The organism is Candidatus Poriferisodalis sp. (assembly GCF_965208925.1).
Lineage (GTDB): Bacteria > Actinomycetota > Acidimicrobiia > Acidimicrobiales > Poriferisodalaceae > Poriferisodalis.
Genome location: NZ_OZ242364.1, coordinates 3,287,493 through 3,308,814 on the forward strand (window position 1 = coordinate 3,287,493; position 21,322 = coordinate 3,308,814).

Sequence of the window (21,322 nt, forward strand, 5' to 3'; positions counted from 1 at the left end):
GGTCGCGTCATGCCACATGAAGTACAAGGTGTCGTAGCCGCAGCGGTCGGCGAGCCGGTCACGGTCGAGACGATCGTGGTCCCCGACCCCGGTCCGGGCGAAGTGATCGTCGACGTCCAAGCGTGCGGCGTGTGCCACACCGACCTGCACTACCGCGAGGGCGCCATCAATGATGAGTTCCCGTTCCTGCTGGGGCATGAAGCTGCAGGCGTGGTGTCGGAAATCGGCGACGGCGTCACCAATGTGGCCGTCGGCGATTTCGTGATCCTGAATTGGCGGGCCGTCTGCGGCAACTGCCGGTCGTGCGACCGCGGCCGCCCGTGGTACTGCTTCGCCACGCACAACGCGTCACAGAAGATGACTCTTGACGGTGTCGAGCTGTCGCCCGCACTGGGCATCGGGGCGTTTGCCGAGAAGACCCTGGTTGCCGCAGGACAGGCCACCAAGGTGGATTCTGCCGCGTCGCCCCAAGTAGCCGGTCTCATCGGCTGCGGCGTCATGGCCGGCTTGGGTGCCGCGATGAACACCGGCGGTGTCGGCCGCGGCGACAGCGTGGCCGTGTTCGGCTGCGGCGGCGTAGGAGATGCCGCCATCTGCGGTGCGCGCCTCGCCGGAGCGCACACGATCATCGGCGTCGACATCGACGGCCGTAAGCTCGACTGGGCCCGCGAGTTCGGCGCTACCCACACCGTCAACTCCGCAGGTCTCAGCAACAACGAGGTCGTGGAGGCGATCCGCGAGCTGACCGACGGCAACGGCGTGGATGTGGCCATCGAGGCCGTGGGCTTGCCCCAGACCTACGAGCAGGCCTTCTATGCCCGCGACCTGGCAGGCACCGTGGTGCTGGTGGGGGTGCCGAATCCGGCCATGAAGATCGAGCTGCCCATGATCGAGGTGTTCGGCCGCGGCGGCTCGCTCAAGAGCTCGTGGTACGGCGACTGCCTGCCCAGCCGTGACTTCCCCATGCTCATCGACCTGCACCTGCAGAACCGACTGCCGCTCGACAAGTTCGTCAGCGAGACAATCGGGATTGCGGGTGTCGAGGAAGCCTTCGAGAAGATGGAGCACGGCGAGGTGCTGCGCTCCGTCGTGATGCTCTAGGCGCTGGCGTCGCGCAAGTCTCGGCGCAGCTCCCTGAGCTCGTCTCGCAGGCGGGCTGCGTACTCGAATCTGAGGTCAGCGGCTGCTTCGGCCATCTCCTCCTCCAGCGAGGCGATGAGACGCGTCAGATCGTCGGCCGGCAGATCGCCGTAAGCGGCCTTCATCCGCTCAGCGTTCACGCGGCCTGACACCAGCTTCTCGGGCACCGGTGCCGTCTCTGCTGGGCCTCGCAGCACCTCGAGAATGTCGGTGACGGCCTTGCGGATCGTCTGGGGGTCGATGCCGTGCTCGGCGTTGTACGCCTGCTGCAGGCCTCGGCGGCGATTGGTCTCGGAGACAGCGCGATGCATCGACGGCGTGAACTCGTCGGCGTACATCACGACCTGGCCGTCGACATTGCGTGCCGCGCGCCCGATCGTCTGGATCAGCGACGTCTCGCTGCGCAGGAACCCCTCCTTGTCGGCGTCCAGGATCGCCACCAGGCTCACCTCGGGCAGGTCAAGGCCTTCTCGCAGCAGGTTGATGCCGACCAGCACGTCGAAGTGGCCGAGCCGCAGGTCGCGCAGGATCTCGATGCGCTCGATGGTGTCGATCTCGCTGTGCAGGTAGCGCACCCGCACGCCCAGCTCCAGCAGGTAGTCGGTGAGATCCTCGGCCATCTTCTTGGTGAGCGTCGTCACGAGCACCCGCTGGCCCTGTTCGGTGACCCGCTCGATCTCGCCCATCAGGTCGTCGATCTGGCCCTGGGTGGGACGCACCACGATCTCGGGATCCACCAGACCGGTCGGGCGGACAATCTGCTCAACCACCGCCGAGCTTGTCCGCAGCTCATAGTCCCCCGGCGTGGCTGACAGGAACACCACCTGGTTCAGCCGCTCCATCACCTCGTCGAAGCGCAGGGGCCGGTTGTCGCGCGCCGAGGGCAGCCGGAAGCCGTGCTCCACCAGGGTGTCCTTGCGCCGCCGGTCGCCGGCGAACTGCCCGTGCAGCTGGGGAACGGCAACATGGCTCTCGTCGATGACCAGCAAGTAGTCGTCTGGGAAGAAGTCGAGCAGGGTGTACGGCGGCTCGTCGTACACCCGGCCGTCGAGATGCATCGAGTAATTCTCGACGCCGTTGCAGTAGCCCAACTCGGCCAGCATCTCGAGGTCGTATTCGGTGCGCATCCGCAACCGCTGCGCCTCGAGCAGCTTGTTCTCCTTCTCGAAGTACTGCAGCCGCTCGGCGAGCTCTGCCTCGATCTTGGCGATCGCCGCCCGCATCTTGTCCTCGCCGGTGACGTAGTGCGACGCCGGGAAGACGGTGACCTCTTCGAGTTCGCCGAGACGCTCGCCGGTCACCGTGTCAATGCGGCTGATGCGGTCGATCTCGTCTCCGAACAGCTCCACCCGCACCAGGAACTCCTCGTAGGCCGGGTGCACTTCGAGCGTGTCGCCGCGCACCCGGAACCGACCCCGGACCAGGTTCGTGTCGTTGCGCTCGTACTGCATATCGACGAGCCGGCGCAGCACAGCACGCTGGTCGACCACCTCGCCCACGCGCAGGTACAGCATCTGGCGCAGGTATTCCTCAGGTGCGCCGAGCCCGTAGATGGCCGAGACCGATGCCACCACGATCACGTCCCGGCGGGTCAGCAGGGCCGCCGTGGCCGAGTGCCGCAGCCGGTCGATCTCGTCGTTGATGCTGGAGTCCTTCTCGATGTAGGTATCCGAGGCCGGCATGTAGGCCTCGGGCTGGTAGTAGTCGTAGTAGGAGACGAAGTACTCCACACGATTGTCGGGAAAGAACTCACGGAACTCGTTCGCAAGCTGTGCTGCCAACGACTTGTTGGGAGCGAGCACCAGCGTCGGGCGCTGCGCTCGCTCGATCGTCCACGCGATCGTGGCGCTCTTGCCCGAACCAGTGATCCCCAGCAGCGTCTGGAACCGGTCGCCGCGGACGACGCCGCCCGCAAGCTGGGCCACGGCGCGTGGCTGGTCGCCCGCCGGCTCGAAGCCTGCGCTGACCCGGAACGGGTGGGCAGCTGTCGGTTCGGGCAGCCAAGGGCGGGCTCGGCCGGGCTCGACCGCGTCTGCGTCCTGCTGCGATGGCGCAGTCGAGACGGATGCCATGCGAGAGAGGCTACGGCGGCGGTGCCACGCGATTCCGGCAGCAATCGACCGCTCGCGCTCATTGGGAACGACACCACAGGCGCGGTGCCCCCGTGCACCCGGCCGGGTGGTTATCCTGCCGCGCTGACCGCCGACCTGCCGGAACCCGATTCCCTCACGACCCGAGACCGCCCATGAGCCGCGACGAACCAGACGCATCTGAGTCCGACGACGACGCCATGGATGACCCTGACCTGCTCGGCGACGACTTCGAGCCGGTCCCCGATGATCTCGAGGCCGAAGAGCTGGGCGTGGCCGAGCTCGACGATGACATCGACGATGTCGACGACTTGGATTCTGACGACTTGGAATCTGGCGGGTTAGACGCTGACGAGACAGCATCGGCAGACGATGACAGCGGGCCTCGTCGCGAAGTGCCCGCCGGAGTGCGCCCCTCCGACGACGAAGACGACGACGATGACGACGAGGAGCTCGAGGCGGATCTCGGCGAGATCCTCAAGGAGCGATTGGCGTCTGAGGACGAGGACGAGGACGAGGACGACGACGAGATCGGGATCGTCAGCGGTTCACGTTCAGCGTCCAAGCAGGAAGACGAGATCCTCTGCGAAGGTTGCTTCTTGCTGGTCAAGCCATCCCAGTTCGACACCCGCTCACCAGAGCCGAGCTGCCCTCACTGCGGTACGCCGATCGCCTACTGACTGCTCAGAGCGGCAGGTGCGGCAGGGCGCTGGCCCAGTTGAAAGCTGCTTCGATCGCAGCTTCGAGTTCCTCGAGGCCGCCGGAGTTGTCGATGACCCGGTCGGCAATGGCCAGTCGCTTGTCGCGCGACAACTGCGCGGAGATGCGCGCACGTGCGTCATCGGCGGAGAACCCCCGCAAGGTCACCAGGCGCTCCACGGCAAGCTCAGCCGGCGTGTCCACCACCAGGATCCCGCTGGACTGGTAGCGCGGCCGCCGACCCTTGGCCAGCCCCTCGGCGAGCAGCGGGATGTCGAGCACCACCATGCGATCCGTGCCTTCCAGCTCGCCCAGCCGGCGACGGATCTCCTGACCGACCGGCGGATGGGTGATCGCGTTCAGATCGGCGAGGGCGTCGGGATCGTTGAACACGATGGCCGCCACCGAACCACGGTCGAGCGTGCCGTCGGGAGCCACGATGTGATCCCCGAAACGCTCCACCATCTCCGTGAAGACGGGACTGCCCGGTGCTTGCTGCTCGCGGACGATGGCGTCGGCGTCGATCAGTGCCGCCCCGCGGCGGGCAAAGCCCGAGGCGACCGTGCTCTTGCCGCTGCCGATGCCACCGGTGAGCCCGACCGTGATCATCAGGCCACAGTCAACCGAATGGGGCTCGATGGCGGCAGGTTCAGGCTCGGCAGGGAGCTGGCGGGCTAGCCGTCCCCTTCCGGGGCGGCCGGGGCGGACTCGCCGTCGGCCCCTTGGTTCTCGTAGTGCGCGAGGGCCTGACGGTAGGCCTCCTCGCCGTGCTCCTCGTAGTACTCACGCCACGCGCGCTCGGCTTCCGATTCCTCGCCGTCGGCAGGCGTCTCGTAGCTGAACTCGCCGATGAAGTTGCCTTCCTCGTCGTAGGCGTGATCGCCGAACGCCTCGCGGTATTCCTCCGCGACCACCCCGCCTTCGGCTGCCTGCTTGATCGACAGGCTGATGCGTCGGCGCTGCAGGTCGAGGTCGATGATCTTCACCCAGAGCTCCTCGCCGGGCGTCACCACCTGCTCGGGCAGCTCGACGTGGTGGGCGGACATCTCCGAGATGTGCACCAGGCCCTCGATGCCGTCGCCGACCTGCACGAAGGCACCGAACGGCACGAGCTTGGTGACCCGGCCGTACACCAGCTCCTCGACCCGGTGGGAGTTCGCGAACGCTTCCCACGGGTCCTGCTGCGTCGCCTTGAGCGAGAGCGAGATGCGCTCGCGCTCACGGTCGATCTCGAGCACCTCCACCGTGACCTCATCGCCGATGCTGACCACCGAGCTGGGGTGATCGACGTGCTTCCAGGACAGCTCCGAGACATGAATGAGGCCGTCCATGCCGCCGAGGTCGACGAATGCGCCGAAGCTGACCACCGACGAGACCCGGCCGGTCCGCCGCTCGCCGCGCTGGAGATCCCGCAGGAAGCCTTCCCGCTCCTCTTTGAGGCTCTCTTCCAGCCAGGCTCGCCGGCTGAGCACCACGTTGTTGCGGTTCTTGTCGAGCTCGATGATCTTCGCCTCAAGCTCACGGCCGACATAGGGGGCAAGGTCGCGGACCCGCCGGAGCTCCACCAGCGACGCCGGCAGGAAGCCGCGCAGGCCGATGTCGACGATCAACCCGCCCTTCACCACCTCGATGACGGGGCCCTTGACGACGCCGTTGGACTCGCGGATCTCCTCGATGCGGCCCCAAGCTCGTTCGTACTGGGCCCGCTTCTTGGAGAGCACCAGGCGGCCGTCGGGATCTTCCTTCTGGAGGACGAGCGCCTCGATCTGGTCGCCGACCTCCACAACCTCCGATGGATCGATGTCGTGACGGATGGAGAGCTCGCGGGACGGGATGACGCCCTCGGACTTGAAGCCGATGTCCAGCAGCACCTCGTCGCGGTCGACCCGCACGATGGTGCCTGCCACGATGTCGCCGTCATCGAATTCGACAATGGTCTGCGCGATGGCATCTTCGAAGGACGTGTCGCCGAGATCGTCCATGGTGACGGTCCGCGGCACGTAGTCACCCGCATCGGTGAACGTGCCGAAATCGCCCGTCGAGGCTCCGTTGCCGCTCTCGTCGCTTGCGCTCTCGCTGCCTGGCACCTCGGGCGCAGTGGCCGGGGAGTCATCGGGTGGCGGGGACTCGGCGAGTGCTGGGTCTTCAAGGTCTGGAGCGGGGGCAATTGCGTCGGTCACGGGGAACGCTCAGGTCGGGAATACGGGCGCAGGCGGCTGAGCATGCCGCACACAGCGCACGGAAAGGCTACCGACTTGTCAGCCCTTGGCGTCTGCCCAGGTGGCGCCGGCGGCAACATGGACTTCCAGCGGCACCGCCAGATCTGCGGCACTGCGCATCACGTCGACCGTCAGCTCGGTCACCTCGGCGGCCTCATCAGGCGGAACTTCCAAGATCACCTCGTCGTGAACCTGCAGCACCAGCCGGCTGGCTGCCGACCGCGCCTGCAGAGCCTCGTCCAGCCGGATGAGCGCCACCTTGAAGATGTCGGCTGCGAGCCCCTGTATGGGGGCATTCATGGCCTGCCGCTCGGCGGCCTGGCGCACCCGGAAGTTGCGCGACGTCAACTCGGGCAGCGGGCGGCGCCGGCCGAATGCCGTCTCGGTGTAGCCGCGCTCGCGGCTCTGCTCCACCACCCCGTCCATGAATGAGCGCACCTTGGGAAACGCTTCGAAGTAGGCATCCAGGATCTCCGCCGCCTCGCCAGTGGGCACGCCGAGGCGCTGGCCGAGACCGTACGCCTCCATCCCGTAGGCCAAGCCGTAGCTCACCATCTTCGCCACGGACCGCTGCTGCGGGTCGACGTCGGAGGGTCTGATGCCGAACAGGGATGCGGCAGTGGCGCTGTGGATGTCGTGGCCCGCCTCGAAGGCGCCCACGAGACCCGGATCGCCGGACAGGTGGGCGATCACCCGCAGCTCGATCTGGTTGTAGTCGGCTATCAGAAGCTCGAAGCCATCGGCCGGCACGAACGCACGCCGGAACAGCCGGCCCTGTTCGGTCCGCACCGGGATGTTGTGCAGGTTCGGGTCCTCCGAGCTGAGCCTGCCGGTGCGTGCCACCGTCTGGTTGAAGGTGGCGTGGATACGGCCGTCGGGCTCAACGCATTCGAGCAGGCTGACGCCGTAGGTGGAGCGCAGCTTCTCCACTTCCCGGAATGCCAGCAGCCGGTCCACGATGCGATGCTCGCCTCGCAGCGATTCCAGCGCCGCTGCGCTCGTGGAGTAGCCGGTCTTTGTCTTGCGCTGGGGGGTCAGCCCCAGGTCCTCGAAGAGCACCTCGGCAAGCTGCTTGGGCGAGTTGACGTTGAGATCGTCACGACCGGCCAATGCGCGCACCTCGGCTTCCAGCGCGAACACCTCGCCGGTGAGATGGTCACGCAACGATTCCAGCTCGCCGCGGTCGACACCGATGCCGGCCGCTTCCATGCGAGCCAGAACGCTGATGAGCGGACGCTCCACATCCCGGTACAGGCCGGACATGCCCAAGCTGTCGAGCTGCTGATCGAGCATCGGCGCCAGCATCGCCACTGCAAGGGCATCGCGACCGGCCACGACACCCTCCGTCGGCCCGTCGGCGTCGAGGTCGTCGAATCCCAGCTGGCCCTCGGTGTCGCCACCGGCAAGCTCCGTGCTGCAATACCGGGCGAGCAGCGCGCTCAGCTCGTCACGGCCTTCCGACGGATGGATGAGATAGGCGGCGATCGAGGTATCGACGGCCAGCCCGGCCAGCGCCGCGCCGGCATCCTGAGCGCCCGGCAGGCGGCCAAGCGCACGCATCAGCTCCTTGGCCTGGTGGGTGTGGACGCCCGGTCCGTCAGCTCCCAACAGGCGGGCGCATTCCGCTGCGATCTCGGGCACAGCGAGATCATCGGGACCGAGCGCGAGCACCGTGCCCTGCAGAGGATCCTCAGCGATCGCCAGCACACCCAGGGCGCCGTCGGCCTCCAAGGTGAACCCGAGCGCGACCGGATCGTCGCGGCGCGACAGCTCGCTCAGCAGCACCGCGGCATGGCCGCCACGGGCGCCCCCCTCAGCGTCCACCGGCAGCAGCTGCACCTCTGCGAGCTGGGCCGTCTCGGGGGAACTCGCGCTCGGCACCAGCAGGCCGTCGAGCGATGTTCCCGCCAAGGCGTCGCGCAGCCGAGCGTGCAGCGTGCCGAACTCCAGGAACTCGAATGTGCGGGTCACGAGGTCGGCGTCGAAGCTGCCCCATTGGAGGTCGTCGACCGTGGCATCGATCGGCACGTCGCTCCGCAGGGTCATCAAGTCGACGTTGCGCCGCACGTTGTCGCCGTGGGCCGCAAGGTTCTCGGCCAGCTTCGGGGTCTGCTCGGCGGCCGCAGCCAGCAGCGCCTCGACGCTGCCGTACTTGTTGAGGAGCTTGGCGGCCGTCTTCTCCCCCACGCCGGGCACCCCCGGCAGGTTGTCGGACGGGTCGCCGCGAAGTGCGGCGTATTGCACGTACAGCTCCGGCGTGACGCCGGTGCGCTCGGCGATGCCCGCCTCGTCGTAGAGCGCGTAGTCGGTGACGCCCCGGCGGTTGTAGAGCACCTGGATCTTGGGGTCGTGCACGAGTTGGTACACGTCGCGATCGCCGCTGACGATGAGCACATCATCGCCGCGCCGTTCCGCTTGGGAGGCCAGCGTCGCCAGCAGGTCGTCGGCCTCGAAGCCGGGGCAGTCGAACGCCGGGATGCTCAGCGACTCAAGCACCTGGCGCACGAGGCCGAGCTGATCGATGAGCGTTGCGGGCGTTTCGTCGCGATGAGCCTTGTATTCGGGAGCTGCAGTGTGGCGGAATGTCGGCTCCCGGCGATCGAAGCACACCGCGATCGCGTCAGGCCGGTGGTCGCGCACCAAATTGATGAGCATGGACGTGAACCCGAAAACGGCACCGGTGGGCTGCCCCGAGCGGGTGGCCATGTCTTCGGGCACGGCAAAGAAGGCCCGGTACGTGAGCGAATTCCCGTCGAGCAGGAGGAGCTTCGACATGGGAACTCTCCCAACGGTGCCGGATGATGGTTGCGGAAGCCTGCCAACCGCAGATGTCGAAGGGCGGGCTCAGGGGGTCAGCAGTCCATCGACGATCTGCTGGGCGATGTCCCGCATTCTCGCACGGTTGGCCATCGCCGTACTCCGGATGAACTCGAAGGCGTCCCGCTCGGAGAGCTGGAAATCGTCCATGAGCAGGCCCTTCGCGCGTTCCACCGCCTTGCGCGTCTCCAGCTTCTCCTCGAGGCTCTCCACTGTGTCCTCGAGCTCCCGCATCTCGGTGAATCGGCCCCACGCCACCTCGATGGCCGAAACCAGTTCTTCCCGCTGGAACGGCTTCACCAGGTACGAGAGCACGCCGGCGTCGCGGGCTTCGGCGATGAGATGGCGCTTGCTGAACGCGGTGAGGATGAGCACAGCGGAAGTGCGGTCGCCGGCGACCTCTCGTGCCGCATCGAGGCCATCGCGGCCCGGCATCTGGATGTCGAAGATGCATACCTCGGGCCGGTGCTCGCGTGCGAGCTCCACGGCTTCATCGCCGCGACCCGTCTCCGCCACCACGACGTAGCCCTCGTCTTCGAGCATCTCGCGCAGATCGAGGCGGATGATGGCCTCGTCCTCTGCGATCACGACTCGCTTCGACACACGCGCTCCCCTCGCGGGACGGGTTCGCTCGGCAGGCAGCTCCTGCCGGGCTCGTGCGGATCGGTCAGCCTACCGGTCGGGTTGTCGTGCCTCTCAGCAATTCATGCAGGCTTCGGGTGCCCGGGGCGGGAGTTGAACCCGCACGCCCGTGAGGGCAGAGGATTTTGAGTCCCCCGTGTCTGCCGTTTCACCACCCGGGCCTTGGAGCGGCTCAGCGTACCTAGGGGCGGCGCCGAGAGGTGACCATCAACGGTGCGGCATCTGTCGCCGGAAAGGTCGCTCTCGGCCTGGGCCGCCACCTACCCTTTTGCCCTAATCCCCATTTGTGCGTTCACTGCGCTGCGGTTCGAGCACCGACCCGGTCTCCCGCCTAGGCGCTGCGTAGGAGGCCGAGTGCTCGCATTCACATTCCCGGGCCAGGGCTCGCAGCAGCAAGGCATGGGCGAGCCATGGACGGCGCACGACTCATGGGAGCTGGTCACCGAGGCCTCCGACGCCTGCGGGCGTGATGTTGCCGCGCTGCTGCTGGAGGCAGATGCCGACGAGCTGCGACATACGCGCAATTCGCAGTTGTCGACGTTCGTGCTGTCGATGGTGGTGCTCGATGCGGTCGAGCGCACCGGCGCCACGTTCTCGTGTGCTGCCGGGCACTCACTGGGCGAATACAGCGCACTGACCGCAACCGGAGCCCTGGCCTACGACGACGCTGTGCGGCTCGTTGCCGAGCGCGGCGAGGCCATGCAGGTGGCTGCTGACGAGCAGGAAGGGACCATGGCGGCCGTGCTGGGTCTCGATGACAACCTCGTGGCAGAGGCGTGCGACGCAACGCCCGGCGACGTCTGGGTTGCCAACTACAACGCGCCCGGCCAAGTCGTCATTGCAGGCGCACCGGATGCCGTTGCCGTCGCCGGCGACGAAGCGAAGGCGGCGGGCGCGAAGCGGCTCATGCAGTTGCCCGTGGGCGGCGCATTCCACACGCCGTTCATGCAGCCGGCCAGGGATCGGCTGCGCAAAGCGCTGGCCGAAGTCGAGATCCGGGCCCCGAGCGTGCCGGTGGTGGCCAATGTCGATGCCCGGCCGCGTGCCGACGCCGACGAGTGGCGCACGCTGCTGGCCCAGCAGCTCACCAGCCCGGTGCTCTGGCGCGCCAGCCTCCATGCGCTGGCCGACGCCGGCGTCACGACCTTCACCGAGCTCGGCCCGGGCAAGGTGTTGACCGGCATGACCAAGCGGACACATCGAGGTGCGACATCGATGTCGGTCGGCACGCCGGCCGAGATCGACACGCTGATGGAGACGCTGGCTACCGACGCGCCGTCGGCACCGACCGTGCTCGGCGGCGAGAACCTGTACGTCACCGAACGCCTCATCGTGAGCCCGTGCGCCGGCATCTTCACGCTCGGCTCCGGTGTCGGCGACGGCCAGCAGGTCGCAGTGGGCGATGTCATCGGTCATGTGGCCGGGGAGGAAGTGCGCTCTGCGTTCGCGGGTACTGTCATGGGGATCATGGCCGTAGAAGGCGAACGGGTCACCGCACGGCAGCCCGTTGCGTGGCTGCGGACGCCAGCCGGCAGTTGAACCGCCGGCACCAGCAAGGGGAAGCCACAGATGACGCTCAGCGTGGGAAACGCATCAAGCGCGCGCATTGTCGGCATCGGGACGGCGCTCGGCGAGCGCGTTCTCACCAACGATGAACTGGCCGAGATGGTCGACACCTCCGACGAGTGGATCATCGAGCGCACCGGCATCAGGCAGCGGAACATCGGAGGCACCACCGCCGGGCTCGCCGCACGGGCCGGAACGGCCGCCATGGAGGTCGCCGGCGTCGATCCGTCGAGCATCGACATGCTCATCCTGGCCACCACCACACCGGATCGCTGCGTTCCGGCATCGTCGTCGCGGGTGCAAGAGGCACTCGGCCTCGACTGCGGCGCCATGGACGTGAACGCCGCCTGCTCAGGATTCGTGTACTCGCTGGTGGCCGGTCACGGCATGATCGCGATGGGTCACGAGCGAGTTCTCGTCATCGGCGCCGAAGTGCTCTCGCGGATCACCGACTGGACCGATCGGGCCACCTGCATCCTGTTCGCCGACGGCTCCGGCGCCGCCGTGCTCGAGCGCAGCGAGCAGGGCTCCGACCTGCTGGGCTGGCACGTCGCGAGCGACGGCTCCATGGAAGAGCAGCTGTACTGCGAGCACGACGGCTACATCCAGATGGCGGGCCAGGCGGTATTCAAGAAGGCCGTGCTGGTGATGGAGGAATCGGCGCGCCAGTCGATGAAACAGGCAGGGCTGACCGCCGACGACATCGACGTGGTGGTGCCCCATCAGGCCAACGTGCGCATCGTCGAGACGGCCTGCAAGCGGCTGCGCATCCCCTATGAGAAAGCAGCCATGGTGATCGAGCGCACCGGCAATACGTCGTCGGCCTCCATTCCCCTCGCACTCGACGACGCCGTGCGCAGCGGCCGGATCAACGAGGGCGACAATGTGCTGCTCGTCGGCTTCGGCGCCGGCATGACCTCTGCGTCAGCACTGCTGCGCTGGTCGGGCGCTCCCGCCCGAGCCTGCTGATCGCGTCCCAGCGTCACATACACGTCTCACGATGAATCAGCCCGAAGCGCGCCCCGCGACAGCACGCACCGTCCTCGTTACCGGCGGCAGCCGCGGCATCGGCTTGGCCACGGCCCAGTTGTTCGCCGATGCAGGCCACCGCGTGGCCGTGACCAGCCGCACCGAGGCGCCAGACGACAGCCGGCTGCTGTGGGTGGCGTGCGACCAAGCCGACAGCGACGCGGTGGATGCTGCCTACGGGTCGATCGAGGCTGAGCTCGGCTCGGTGGAGATCCTGGTGGCAAATGCCGGCATCACCCGCGATCAGCTCGTGCTGCGCATGGCCGACGACGATTTCGCAGCCGTCGTCGACACGAACTTGACTGGCGCGTACAGGATGGCCAAGCGGGCGGCCCGCCCGATGCTGCGCGCGCGCTGGGGGCGGTTGATCTTCGTGTCGTCGGTGGTCGGGCTGCTGGGCTCGGCCGGACAGGTCAACTACGCGGCGTCCAAGGCGGGCCTCGTGGGCATGGCCCGATCACTGGCCCGAGAACTCGGTTCACGCGGCATCACTGCGAATGTCGTCGCGCCCGGTCCGGTCGCCACCGAGATGTTCGGCGCATTGAACGACGAGCAGCAAACCGCCATCACCGGTGCGGTGCCGCTGGGACGGGTAGCAGAACCGTCCGAGATTGCGGCTGCGGTGGCGTTTCTGGCATCCGACGAGGGCGCGTACATCACCGGCGCTGTGATACCTGTCGACGGCGGTCTAGGAATGGGCCATTGAGCGCCGCCCAATCCGTGCAGGGCCGTAGCGCTGCGGCACCTACACTTCGCGTTCGCACGGCCTCGGTGGGCTCGTGCGGAGACCGCCCACACATGAGGGGATCAGCATGAGTGACACGTTGGATCGATTCCGTGACTGCGCCGTCGAGGTGCTGGCCGTGGATCCTGAGCAAGTCACGCCCGAGGCCAGCTTCGCGGACGACCTCGATGCCGACAGCCTGGACCTCGTCGAGCTGGTGATGGCCCTGGAGGAGGAGTTCGACATCAGCGTGGACGAGGAAGAACTGGAAGACGTCACCACCGTCGCCCACGCGATCCAGCTGGTCGAATCGAAACTGTGAGCCCTGTCCTGCTGAGTCATGGGCAGCGAGCGGGAATCCAATGACTGACGGGCGTCGGGTAGCTGTGGTCGGCCTCGGTGTCGTCTCGTGCGCCGGAACCGGCGTCGACGACTTCTGGAACGGGTTGAACTCCGAACCGCCGGAGGGAGAACGGCGCGTCGTCGACTTCGATCCGGCGCCGTTTTACGACAATCCTAAGGAGGCTCGGCGGGCCGATCGGTCAACGCAGCTCGGCATGGCAGCGGCCGCTGAGGCCATGGCCAGCGCCGGAGAACTCGCGTCGGACCCGGATCGCTGCGGCGTGATCTACGGCACGGGCGTCGGCGGCCTGCAGACATTCGAAGACCAGGTGCTCGTGCTTGATCGCAAGGGCGCACGCCGGGTATCGCCATTCATGGTCCCGATGATGATGCCCAACGCTCCCGGAGCCGCCATTTCGATGCGGTACGGGCTGGCCGGACCCTGCGAGGTGCTCACGACCGCATGCGCGGCGGGGACGCACTCGATCGGGTACGCGGCGCGGCTCATCCGCCTCGGCGTTGCCGACGTGATCGTGGCCGGCGGCTGCGAGTCGGTGATGACGCCGGTGGGCACCGCTGGCTTCGTCAACATGACTGCCCTGTCGAACAGCGGCATCTCGATGCCGTTCGACAAGAACCGCGACGGCTTCATGATGACCGAGGGCGCCGCCACCCTGGTGCTCGAGGAATGGGACTCGGCAGTCGCGCGGGGCGCCACGATCTGGGGCGAGGTGCTCGGCACCGCCTCGAACGCCGATGCTCACCACATCACCGCGCCGGCGCCCGGCGGCGCTGGCGCGCTGCGCTGCATGCAACTCGCCATCGACGACGCCGGCCTCACGCCCGACGACATCGTCCACGTCAACGCACACGGCACGTCGACCCCGCTGAACGACGCAGCCGAAGCGGAAGCGCTCAACAAGCTGTTCGGGCCGAACGGCCCGCTCGTGACTTCCACCAAGGGCGTCACCGGGCATGCGCTCGGCGCAGCAGGCGCGCTGGAGGCCATTGCCGTGCTGCTGTCGATGCGCCACCGCAAGATTCCGGCTACGGCCGGCTGGACAACTCCCGATCCCGAGCTCGCGGACTTCCGCTTGGTGACCGGTCAGGCGGTCGATTGGGAGCCAGGTCCCTCGATCAGCAACTCGTTCGGCTTCGGCGGCCACAACGGCTGCATCGTGCTCGGCCCCGCCTGAGGCCGTGAACAGCCTTAGAGGCTGTCATAGGTGGCGGTCTCGATGGCTTCGTACAGCCCGTACGAACGCGGATCTGCGAACGGCACCTGCTGGCTGATGTAGCAGCCGGCCACTTGGTTCTGCAGGTCGATCCAGAAGTACGAGTTGGCCAGCCCGGCCCACATGAGCCCGCCCGCGGGACGTCCGGTCGGTGCCGGCTCCTCGTTGATCTGGAACGTCAGCCCCCACGACTTCTCGACGCCGGGGAAGAACTCGGCGTCGAACGAGAACGGCGGGGCGGCCGTCGGGAGCATCGTGACTCGCAGGTCGCCCATCGAGTTGGTGACCATCTGCGCATGGGTGTCGGCTGACACGATCTGGCTGCCGTCGAGACTGCCGCCGTTCAGCATCATGGCCAGGAAGCGGCAGTAGTCGTCGGCGGTGGAGTACAGCCCGCCGCCGCCCATCTCGAACTCCGGCTCCTGGGGGATCTCGAACGGCATCTCGAACAGCGAGCCGTTCTCGTCACGGGTGTGCATCGCCGACTGGCGGGCGCGCATGCCGTCGGTGATCTTGAATGCGGTGTCAGACATGCCCAGCGGCTCGAAGATGTTCGCCGCCATGTACTCGCCCAACGTCATGCCCGAGGCCGCTTCCACCATCTGGCCGGCGTAGTCGATGCCGGTGCCGTAGAACCAGCGGTCGCCGGGATCAGACAGCAGCGGAATGGTGAGCGTGGCCTTCTGGCACTCGATGACGCCTGGCGTGCCCGTGGCCTCCATGTACTGGCCGAGCTCGGCGCTCCAGATGTCGTACCCCATGCCCGCAGTGTGCGTCAGCAGATGACGCAGGGTGATGTCGCCATTGCGCGGGCGGGTGACCGGGTTTCCGTCGTCGTCGAAGCCCGTGAGCACGTCCAGCTCGCCGACCAGCGGCAGCACATCCGCCGCTGGGCCATCGAGCGAGAGCTTGCCCTGCTCCACAAGCTGTATCGCCGCCGTGCCGGTGACGGCCTTGGTCATCGAGGCAATCCAGCACACGGTGTCATTCGACATGGCAACGTCGCTGTCGGCGCCGCGGGTGCCGGCTGCTGCCGAGCAGATCTCCCCATCGGCACTGATGACCTTGGCCACCGCGCCCACGACATCGCCGTCGGCGACGCCCCGGTCGAGAATCCCTTGAACTGTGTCTCCGAGCGACATATCAGGCCTCCTGTTCGGCTGGACGCATCACTGCGCAGGCCGTACTCCGGCCCTGCGAGCGCGACGCTAGTTGGCAGCCCAAAGGCGCAGGACGCCTGCCATACGCTCCACGCCATGCTGTCTCGGCCGCGGTACACCGCCGCGCTCGCCTCGGTCTGCACTGCCCTGCTGGCGGTGGCGTGCAGCACCAGCCCTGTGCGAGTCGTGCCTCCCCCACCCACAGCAACGGAAGTGCCGGCAGTCGCTCAGCCTGCAGCGGCCGACGCTGAGCCACGCGTGACCGACAACACTGCCGCTCCCCTGACGGCACCTGTCACTTCGGCTGCGGCAACGAGATCGGCAACAACCTCCACGACTGCTGTCATTCCCACGACGACACAGCCGGATCTGACGTGGACGCTGCTGGCCGGTGGCGACGTGCTGATGGATCGCAGCGAAGATGCCGGCGTCGACCCGTTCGCCGGCATTCAGCCCGCGCTTGGCTCCGCAGACATCGCCGTCGTGAACGTGGAGATGGTCATCAGCGAGCGCGGTGAGCCTGCCGACAAGCAGTACGTGTTCCGGGCGCCGCCCTCGGCAGCCGAGCGGATCGCCGCGGCCGGCGTGGACGTGGCCAACCTGGCCAACAACCACGCCATGGACTACGGACCTGACGCGCTGGTCGACACCGTCGATCTCCTCGAGGCCCAGGGAGTGATCGCGCTTGGAGCGGGCACAACCAGCCCCGACGCCTACCGGCACCGCGTCATCGAAGTGCGTCCCGGCGTGCGCGTCGCATTCGTCGGTGCCTCGATGGTCGTGCCGCTCGGTTTTCCTGCCACCCAGACGCGCCCGGGCATCGCGTCGGCGTACCAGCGTGACCGGGTGCTCGCGAATGTCCGCACTGCTGCGCAGGACGCCGATGTCGTGATTGTCACGGTGCATTGGGGCGTCGAGCGCATGACCTGCCCGGAGGGCCGGCAGCGAGACTTCGCCTTCGAACTGCTGCACAACGGCGCAGATGCGGTCATCGGCCACCACCCGCACGTGCTGCAGCCGGTGGTGTTCGACGACGGCAGGCTCGTGGCCTACTCGCTTGGCAACTTCGTGTGGCACTACCGGTCAGGCATCACCGGCGAGACCGGGGTCTTGCAGGTCGACTTCGACGGCGACGAGATGCTGGGCTGGTCGTTCCATCCCCATCTGCTCGACCTCAACGGCGCGCCGGTGCCCGCTTCTGAAGGCGCCAGGGTCGACCGGATCAACGACATCGTCTCGGGTGACTGCGCCCAGCACCAACCACCTCCGACCACCGCTGCGCCGACGGCAAAGACCGAACCCGAAACCGAGGCTGAGGATGAGGCTGAAGCCGAAGGCCACCCGAGCGACGGGTGAGGGGATCAGCCGAGTACTTCAGCTGCGGCCAGGTTGGCGATCTGGTCTGTGTTGTAGCCGAGAAACTCAGTGAGGACTTCGAAATTGTCCTCGCCGAGGCACGGTCCGCCTCGCCAGACCACCGGCGGCGTTCGGGACATGCGGGTCCGGCAGTTCTGGGTCCACATGGTGCCGCGGTGGCTCTGGGGCACGTTGATGTGGTGCTCCCTGGCGGTGAGTTGCTTGTCATCGCAGCATCCCTGCGAGTTGTTGACCGGGTAGGCGTCGATGCCATGGGCCTGCAGCGCTTCGGCGGCCTCGACATTGGAGCGTTCCGATGTCCACGCCGAGATGGCGTCGTCGATCTCGCCGGACCTCTCCCGCCGGGCTGGCTGATTCCAGCCGGCCGCGCCGTTGCCGTTCAGCCCCACCGCTCCGGCCAATGCCGGCCAGCGGTTGTCGGTGCAAGCAATCGCCACCCACTGATCCTCGCCCGCGCTCGGGTACACGCCGTGGGGGCTCATGTGCGGGTCCTCGTTGCCGCACCGCTGCGGATCTCGGCCATTGATCGAGGCGTCCAGGATCGCCGGCGCTAGGTAGTGCAGCGCCGCCTCAGTCTGGGAGATGTCGATGTAGCAGCCGTCCCCGGTGCGGTCGCGCCGCTCCAGCGCCGCCATCAATGACGCCACGATCACGCGGGGCGCCAAGAAGTCGGTGTAGGGGCCGTACGGGCCTGCGGGGCCGCGGTCCGGCCAACCAGTGATCTCGTAGAAGCCGGCGATGGCGGCGGCCATGAACCCGTAGCCAGCGAGGCTCGAGTACGGCCCGCTCTGGCCCAGCAGCGAGCTCGACAGCATGATGATCTGCGGGTTGATCGCCGAGAAATCGTCGTAGCCAAAGCCCATGCGTGCTGCGGCGCCCGGCGCCCAGGACTCGGTGGTGATGTCGGCCCAGCGGATCAGATCCTCGACTACTTGGCGCGATTCGGGCTTGCTGAGGTCCAGGCTGAGGCTGCGCTTGCCCGCGTTGTACACGCCGTAGCCGACGCTGTTGTCAGGATGGGCTTCCTCGTCAACGAACGGGTTGACCGTGCGCATCGTGTCGGGCCGGCTCTCGGTCTCGACCTTGACCACCGTGGCGCCGTAGTCGGCCAGGATGCGCACCGCCGACGGCGTGGCGATGACCCACGAGAACTCCACCACCTTCAGGCCCGCGAGCGGCAGCTCGGCGCCGTCCGAGGCAGGGCCGTCACCTGCGGCAACTGCGGTCGCCGCGTAGGGCTGCCGGTTGGTGTCGAGGCTGCCGTTGTCGCTGCCCAGCGTGGGCACCACCAGCGTGCGCTCGGGAGCGTCGGCGCTGAAGTGCACCAGCGGACCGCAGAAGCGAGCGCTGCGCCCGCCGTCGAGTTCGACGTCACGCCAGAAGTCGCGATCGGCGAAGTGAGGGTTGGTCAGCAGATCGCTGACCAATGCGGAAGGTGTGATGAGGATGTTCCGCTCGAAAGCTGCCGCCCACAACTCTTCGGTGGTCTTGGTGGCCAGGAAGCGGGCGTGGGTCATGAACGACTTGGCGATGATGTCCGGTGAACGCTGGCCGCTGAGCACCTCGGTCGCGACGGTCTCCCAGTCGACGGCCTGCAGCTCCTCGTCGGCGAAGCCCTCCTCGGCCTCCCACGCCACGAGCCTCTCGGTGAAGGGAGCGAAGGCAGCCCCCATCAGCGCCACGCAGATCGTGTTGCCGTCCGCGCACGGGAACAGCATCGGGACGTCGACGCCGCCGAGGCTGAGGCCGCCAGCGAGTCGATCCACCGAATTGGCATTGACACGGCTCGACAGATTCGCGGGTTGGCCGTGCGTCATGGATTCCATCGCCGAGATGTCGACGTGCTGGCCGCGGCCGCTGCGCTGCGCTTCCCGCAGCGCGATGAGCGTGGCGGCTGCCGCATCGGCCGCAGCCTGCAGGAAGCTCTGGGGTACGGCCGCAACACGCACCGGGGCACGGTCCTTGTCACCGCTGGCGTGCAGGAAACCGCTGCCGGCCACCGCTGTCAGATCTGAGCCGGTCCACGTGCTGCGAGGCCCGGTCGAGCCGTACGGCGTGATCGAGGCATGCACGATGGCGGGATTGACGGCGGCGAGCTCGCTGTATGCGAGGCCCAGCGACGCCATGCGGCCGACTTGCGCGTCCTCGATGAGCGCATCGGCGCCCGCCACGAGCTCCAGCAGCCGCTGCCGCCCTTCCGCCGTGGTCAGATCGGCGGTGACGCTCTGTTTGCCCTGGTTGTAAGCCCAGTGGGCCAGTGAGTGCTCGGGATCCGGCTCGTCGTCGACAAACGGGCCGGCGTGGCGGCTGTCGACCCCGCCGGGAGGTTCGACGGCGATCACCTCCGCGCCCAGGCTGGTCAGCAGGTAGCCCGCGAATTGGCTGATGCCCTCGCAGAGATCCAAGACCCGGTAGTGCTGCAACATCTCGAACTTCACCCCTCATCTGCGCCGGCTCGACGCACGGCGTGGGGCTGATTCTTCCCTGTACGCGCATGCCATGCGAACCGACGCGCTCTGAGAACGTGCGACGCAGTGCCGAACAACAGAACTTCGGCGAGACTGCCGGAGCTGTTGGGCCGAGGCAGGGAGGACCGGATGGTGTCGATCGCGACCGACCGCATTGTGGAGCGTGCAGAGCTGCAGGAGTTCGTGCGGGAACGGCATCACGGCGTGCTGCTGACGCTGCGGCGGGACGGTCGCCCGCAGGCATCGCTGGTCACCATGGGACTCGACGAGGCCGGCGATGCGGTACTCGTCAGCAGCTACCCCGACCGGGCCAAGTCGCTCAACCTGCGACGCAACGCCCAGGCATGGGTGATCGTCATGTCAGACGCGTGGAACGGCGAGTGGGTCCAGCTCGAGTGCCGCGGCGAGGTCGAGGACCTGCCCGACGCAATGGACGGCCTCGTCGAGTACTTCCGGGTGATCAGCGGCGAGCATGCCGATTGGGACGAGTACCGCGAAGCGATGACCCGTCAGGACAAGGTGCTGCTGCGCCTGCACATCGAGAGCTGGGGGCCAATCTCCAAAGGCGGCTTTCCCGCCCGCCTCGCCAGCGAGTAGCAGTCCTCCCCAGACGCCCGCTGTCTCAGTCGCCGTCGAGTTGGCGAAGGAGGGTCGGGGGTGCTTTGGTGCGGTAGCTCTCCTCCAGCCATTCGGCGAGGTCGTCGAGATCCACATCCGCCAGCCGGACGAGCACGCTGCCATAGCCGTCGTAGTGCGGCACCGTGAACAGCACCTCGGGATGGTTCTCGAGCAGCACTGCCTTCATCTCGAGGTCGCAGAACAGCACCAGCACCTCGGTGTCGAAGACCTGATCGCGGCGATGCTCGCGCTCGCCCCACATCCGGCAGAAGCCCTTCTTGCGGACCTTGAGCGCTGGCGTCCCGTAGGACGTCGACTCCACGACATCAGGCAGCTCCATCCCGAGCCTGCGTACGTCTTCGAACGTCGCCATAGCTGCGCGTCCGCCTCAGCGGGCTTGCCAGTCGGGTGTGCGACGTTCGAGAAAGGCGCTGGCGCCCTCGGCGTGGTCGGCGGTGGTCTTGAGGACGCTCTGACCGAGACGCTCTAGGCGCCGACCGGTCTCGTGGTCGACGTCGGTGCAGGTGTTCAGCACGGTCTTGGCCATGCCGAGTGCCAGCGGCGCGAAGGCCTCCATCTCCGAAGCGAGCTCCAGCGCCACGTCCACGGCTCCGCCCTCAGGTGCCACTTCGGTGGCGAGGCCCATCGCCTTGGCGTCATCGGCGCCCACGTTGCGCGACAGCATGACGAGCTCCTTGGCCCGGCCCAAGCCCACGTAATGCACCAGGCGGGAGCAACCGCCCGAGCCGGGAATAAGCCCCACCTTGGCTTCGGGCATGACGAAACGGGCATTCTCGGCAACCACCCGGAAGTCACACGACAGCGCCAGCTCGAACCCGCCACCCGCTGCAACGCCATTCACTGCGGCGATGACGGGCACTTCGAGCGCCTCGATCAGGTCGAACACCGAGTGAATGCCACGAGCCACCGCGCGGAAGCCCCGGGTCCCCATTTCGGTCAAATCGCCCATCTCTGAGACGTCTTCGCCGGCAGAGAACGCCCTGCCAGCGCCCGTGATGATGAGCGCCCGGACATCGCTCGCCATCGCCGTGTCCTCCACGGCGTCTCGCATCTCGGCTCGCATGGCGGCATTCCACGCATTGAACTTCTGGGGCCGGTTCAGCGTCAGGATCCGGACACCGTCGCGGTCTTCGCTCAGCAAGTGCTCGTAGCTCATGGGCTCTCCCTTGTCGTGG

Annotated in this window: 18 protein-coding genes and 1 tRNA gene; 9 read left to right on the top strand and 10 right to left on the bottom strand. The window is 67.4% G+C overall.

Translation table 11 applies throughout. The features are described from left to right. Positions 1–9: 9 nt before the first annotated feature. Positions 10–1,101 (top strand): S-(hydroxymethyl)mycothiol dehydrogenase, encoded by a 1,092-nt coding sequence (locus tag ACOGI5_RS14495; RefSeq protein WP_419865117.1) that lies wholly within the window; start codon positions 10–12, stop codon positions 1,099–1,101. Here the strand turns inward: ACOGI5_RS14495 and uvrB are convergent. Continuing rightward, on the bottom strand, positions 1,098–3,212 hold the full coding sequence (gene uvrB, locus ACOGI5_RS14500; RefSeq protein ID WP_419865118.1) for an excinuclease ABC subunit UvrB: 2,115 nt from the start codon (positions 3,210–3,212) through the stop codon (positions 1,098–1,100). The genes ACOGI5_RS14495 and uvrB overlap by 4 nt on opposite strands. Before the next feature lie 173 nt (positions 3,213–3,385). Between uvrB and ACOGI5_RS14505 the strand changes: the two genes are divergently transcribed. Continuing rightward, positions 3,386–3,910 (top strand): hypothetical protein, encoded by a 525-nt coding sequence (locus tag ACOGI5_RS14505; protein WP_419865119.1) that lies wholly within the window; start codon positions 3,386–3,388, stop codon positions 3,908–3,910. Between the two features lie 4 nt (positions 3,911–3,914). On the opposite strand, the gene coaE is transcribed toward ACOGI5_RS14505, so the two are convergent. The 5 genes from coaE to ACOGI5_RS14530 form a co-directional block, all read right to left on the bottom strand. Beyond that, positions 3,915–4,538, bottom strand: a complete 624-nt coding sequence (coaE, locus tag ACOGI5_RS14510; RefSeq protein ID WP_419865120.1) for a dephospho-CoA kinase — start codon at positions 4,536–4,538, stop codon at positions 3,915–3,917. A gap of 65 nt (positions 4,539–4,603) precedes the next feature. Beyond that, positions 4,604–5,911, bottom strand: coding sequence for a 30S ribosomal protein S1 (rpsA, locus tag ACOGI5_RS14515; protein WP_419865498.1), 1,308 nt, complete (start codon positions 5,909–5,911; stop codon positions 4,604–4,606). 276 nt (positions 5,912–6,187) lie between these two features. Beyond that, on the bottom strand, positions 6,188–8,923 hold the full coding sequence (gene polA / locus ACOGI5_RS14520; RefSeq protein ID WP_419865121.1) for a DNA polymerase I: 2,736 nt from the start codon (positions 8,921–8,923) through the stop codon (positions 6,188–6,190). 69 nt (positions 8,924–8,992) lie between these two features. Next, positions 8,993–9,568 carry an ANTAR domain-containing response regulator gene (locus tag ACOGI5_RS14525; protein WP_419865122.1) on the bottom strand — a complete coding sequence of 192 codons (576 nt, stop codon included), beginning with the start codon at positions 9,566–9,568 and terminating at the stop codon, positions 8,993–8,995. A 117-nt stretch (positions 9,569–9,685) separates the two neighbouring features. Next, positions 9,686–9,768: transfer RNA gene (locus ACOGI5_RS14530), tRNA-Leu, on the bottom strand. Between the two features lie 193 nt (positions 9,769–9,961). On the opposite strand from ACOGI5_RS14530, the gene fabD reads away from it, so the two are divergent. From fabD to ACOGI5_RS14555, 5 genes are all read left to right on the top strand, one after another. Continuing rightward, positions 9,962–11,146, top strand: coding sequence for an ACP S-malonyltransferase (gene fabD / locus ACOGI5_RS14535; RefSeq protein ID WP_419865123.1), 1,185 nt, complete (start codon positions 9,962–9,964; stop codon positions 11,144–11,146). A gap of 30 nt (positions 11,147–11,176) precedes the next feature. Next, a complete protein-coding gene (locus ACOGI5_RS14540; protein ID WP_419865124.1) occupies positions 11,177–12,142 on the top strand; it encodes a beta-ketoacyl-ACP synthase III in 966 nt (321 codons plus the stop codon). A 31-nt stretch (positions 12,143–12,173) separates the two neighbouring features. Continuing rightward, positions 12,174–12,908, top strand: a complete 735-nt coding sequence (fabG, locus tag ACOGI5_RS14545; protein WP_419865125.1) for a 3-oxoacyl-ACP reductase FabG — start codon at positions 12,174–12,176, stop codon at positions 12,906–12,908. A gap of 106 nt (positions 12,909–13,014) precedes the next feature. Continuing rightward, positions 13,015–13,248, top strand: a complete 234-nt coding sequence (gene acpP, locus ACOGI5_RS14550) for an acyl carrier protein (protein ID WP_419853812.1) — start codon at positions 13,015–13,017, stop codon at positions 13,246–13,248. A gap of 40 nt (positions 13,249–13,288) precedes the next feature. Continuing rightward, the gene (locus ACOGI5_RS14555) at positions 13,289–14,464 is read left to right on the top strand and encodes a beta-ketoacyl-[acyl-carrier-protein] synthase family protein (RefSeq protein ID WP_419865126.1); all 1,176 of its coding nucleotides are present in this window, start codon (positions 13,289–13,291) and stop codon (positions 14,462–14,464) included. A 14-nt stretch (positions 14,465–14,478) separates the two neighbouring features. On the opposite strand, the gene ACOGI5_RS14560 is transcribed toward ACOGI5_RS14555, so the two are convergent. After that, the gene (locus ACOGI5_RS14560) at positions 14,479–15,645 is read right to left on the bottom strand and encodes a serine hydrolase domain-containing protein (RefSeq protein WP_419865127.1); all 1,167 of its coding nucleotides are present in this window, start codon (positions 15,643–15,645) and stop codon (positions 14,479–14,481) included. Between the two features lie 114 nt (positions 15,646–15,759). Here ACOGI5_RS14560 and ACOGI5_RS14565 point away from each other — a divergent pair, with 114 nt between their 5' ends. After that, positions 15,760–17,019: a CapA family protein gene (locus tag ACOGI5_RS14565; RefSeq protein WP_419865128.1), complete on the top strand. Its 1,260-nt coding sequence runs from the start codon at positions 15,760–15,762 to the stop codon at positions 17,017–17,019. A gap of 5 nt (positions 17,020–17,024) precedes the next feature. Here ACOGI5_RS14565 and ACOGI5_RS14570 read toward each other — a convergent pair whose 3' ends face one another. Beyond that, positions 17,025–19,478 (bottom strand): CaiB/BaiF CoA transferase family protein, encoded by a 2,454-nt coding sequence (locus ACOGI5_RS14570; RefSeq protein WP_419865129.1) that lies wholly within the window; start codon positions 19,476–19,478, stop codon positions 17,025–17,027. Between the two features lie 159 nt (positions 19,479–19,637). Between ACOGI5_RS14570 and ACOGI5_RS14575 the strand changes: the two genes are divergently transcribed. Further along, the gene (locus ACOGI5_RS14575; RefSeq protein ID WP_419865130.1) at positions 19,638–20,105 is read left to right on the top strand and encodes a PPOX class F420-dependent oxidoreductase; all 468 of its coding nucleotides are present in this window, start codon (positions 19,638–19,640) and stop codon (positions 20,103–20,105) included. A gap of 25 nt (positions 20,106–20,130) precedes the next feature. Here ACOGI5_RS14575 and ACOGI5_RS14580 read toward each other — a convergent pair whose 3' ends face one another. Together ACOGI5_RS14580 and ACOGI5_RS14585 are read right to left on the bottom strand one after the other, a co-directional pair. After that, positions 20,131–20,499 (bottom strand): MmcQ/YjbR family DNA-binding protein, encoded by a 369-nt coding sequence (locus ACOGI5_RS14580; protein ID WP_419865131.1) that lies wholly within the window; start codon positions 20,497–20,499, stop codon positions 20,131–20,133. 15 nt (positions 20,500–20,514) lie between these two features. After that, positions 20,515–21,303 (bottom strand): enoyl-CoA hydratase/isomerase family protein, encoded by a 789-nt coding sequence (locus tag ACOGI5_RS14585; protein ID WP_419865132.1) that lies wholly within the window; start codon positions 21,301–21,303, stop codon positions 20,515–20,517. Positions 21,304–21,322: the final 19 nt, after the last annotated feature.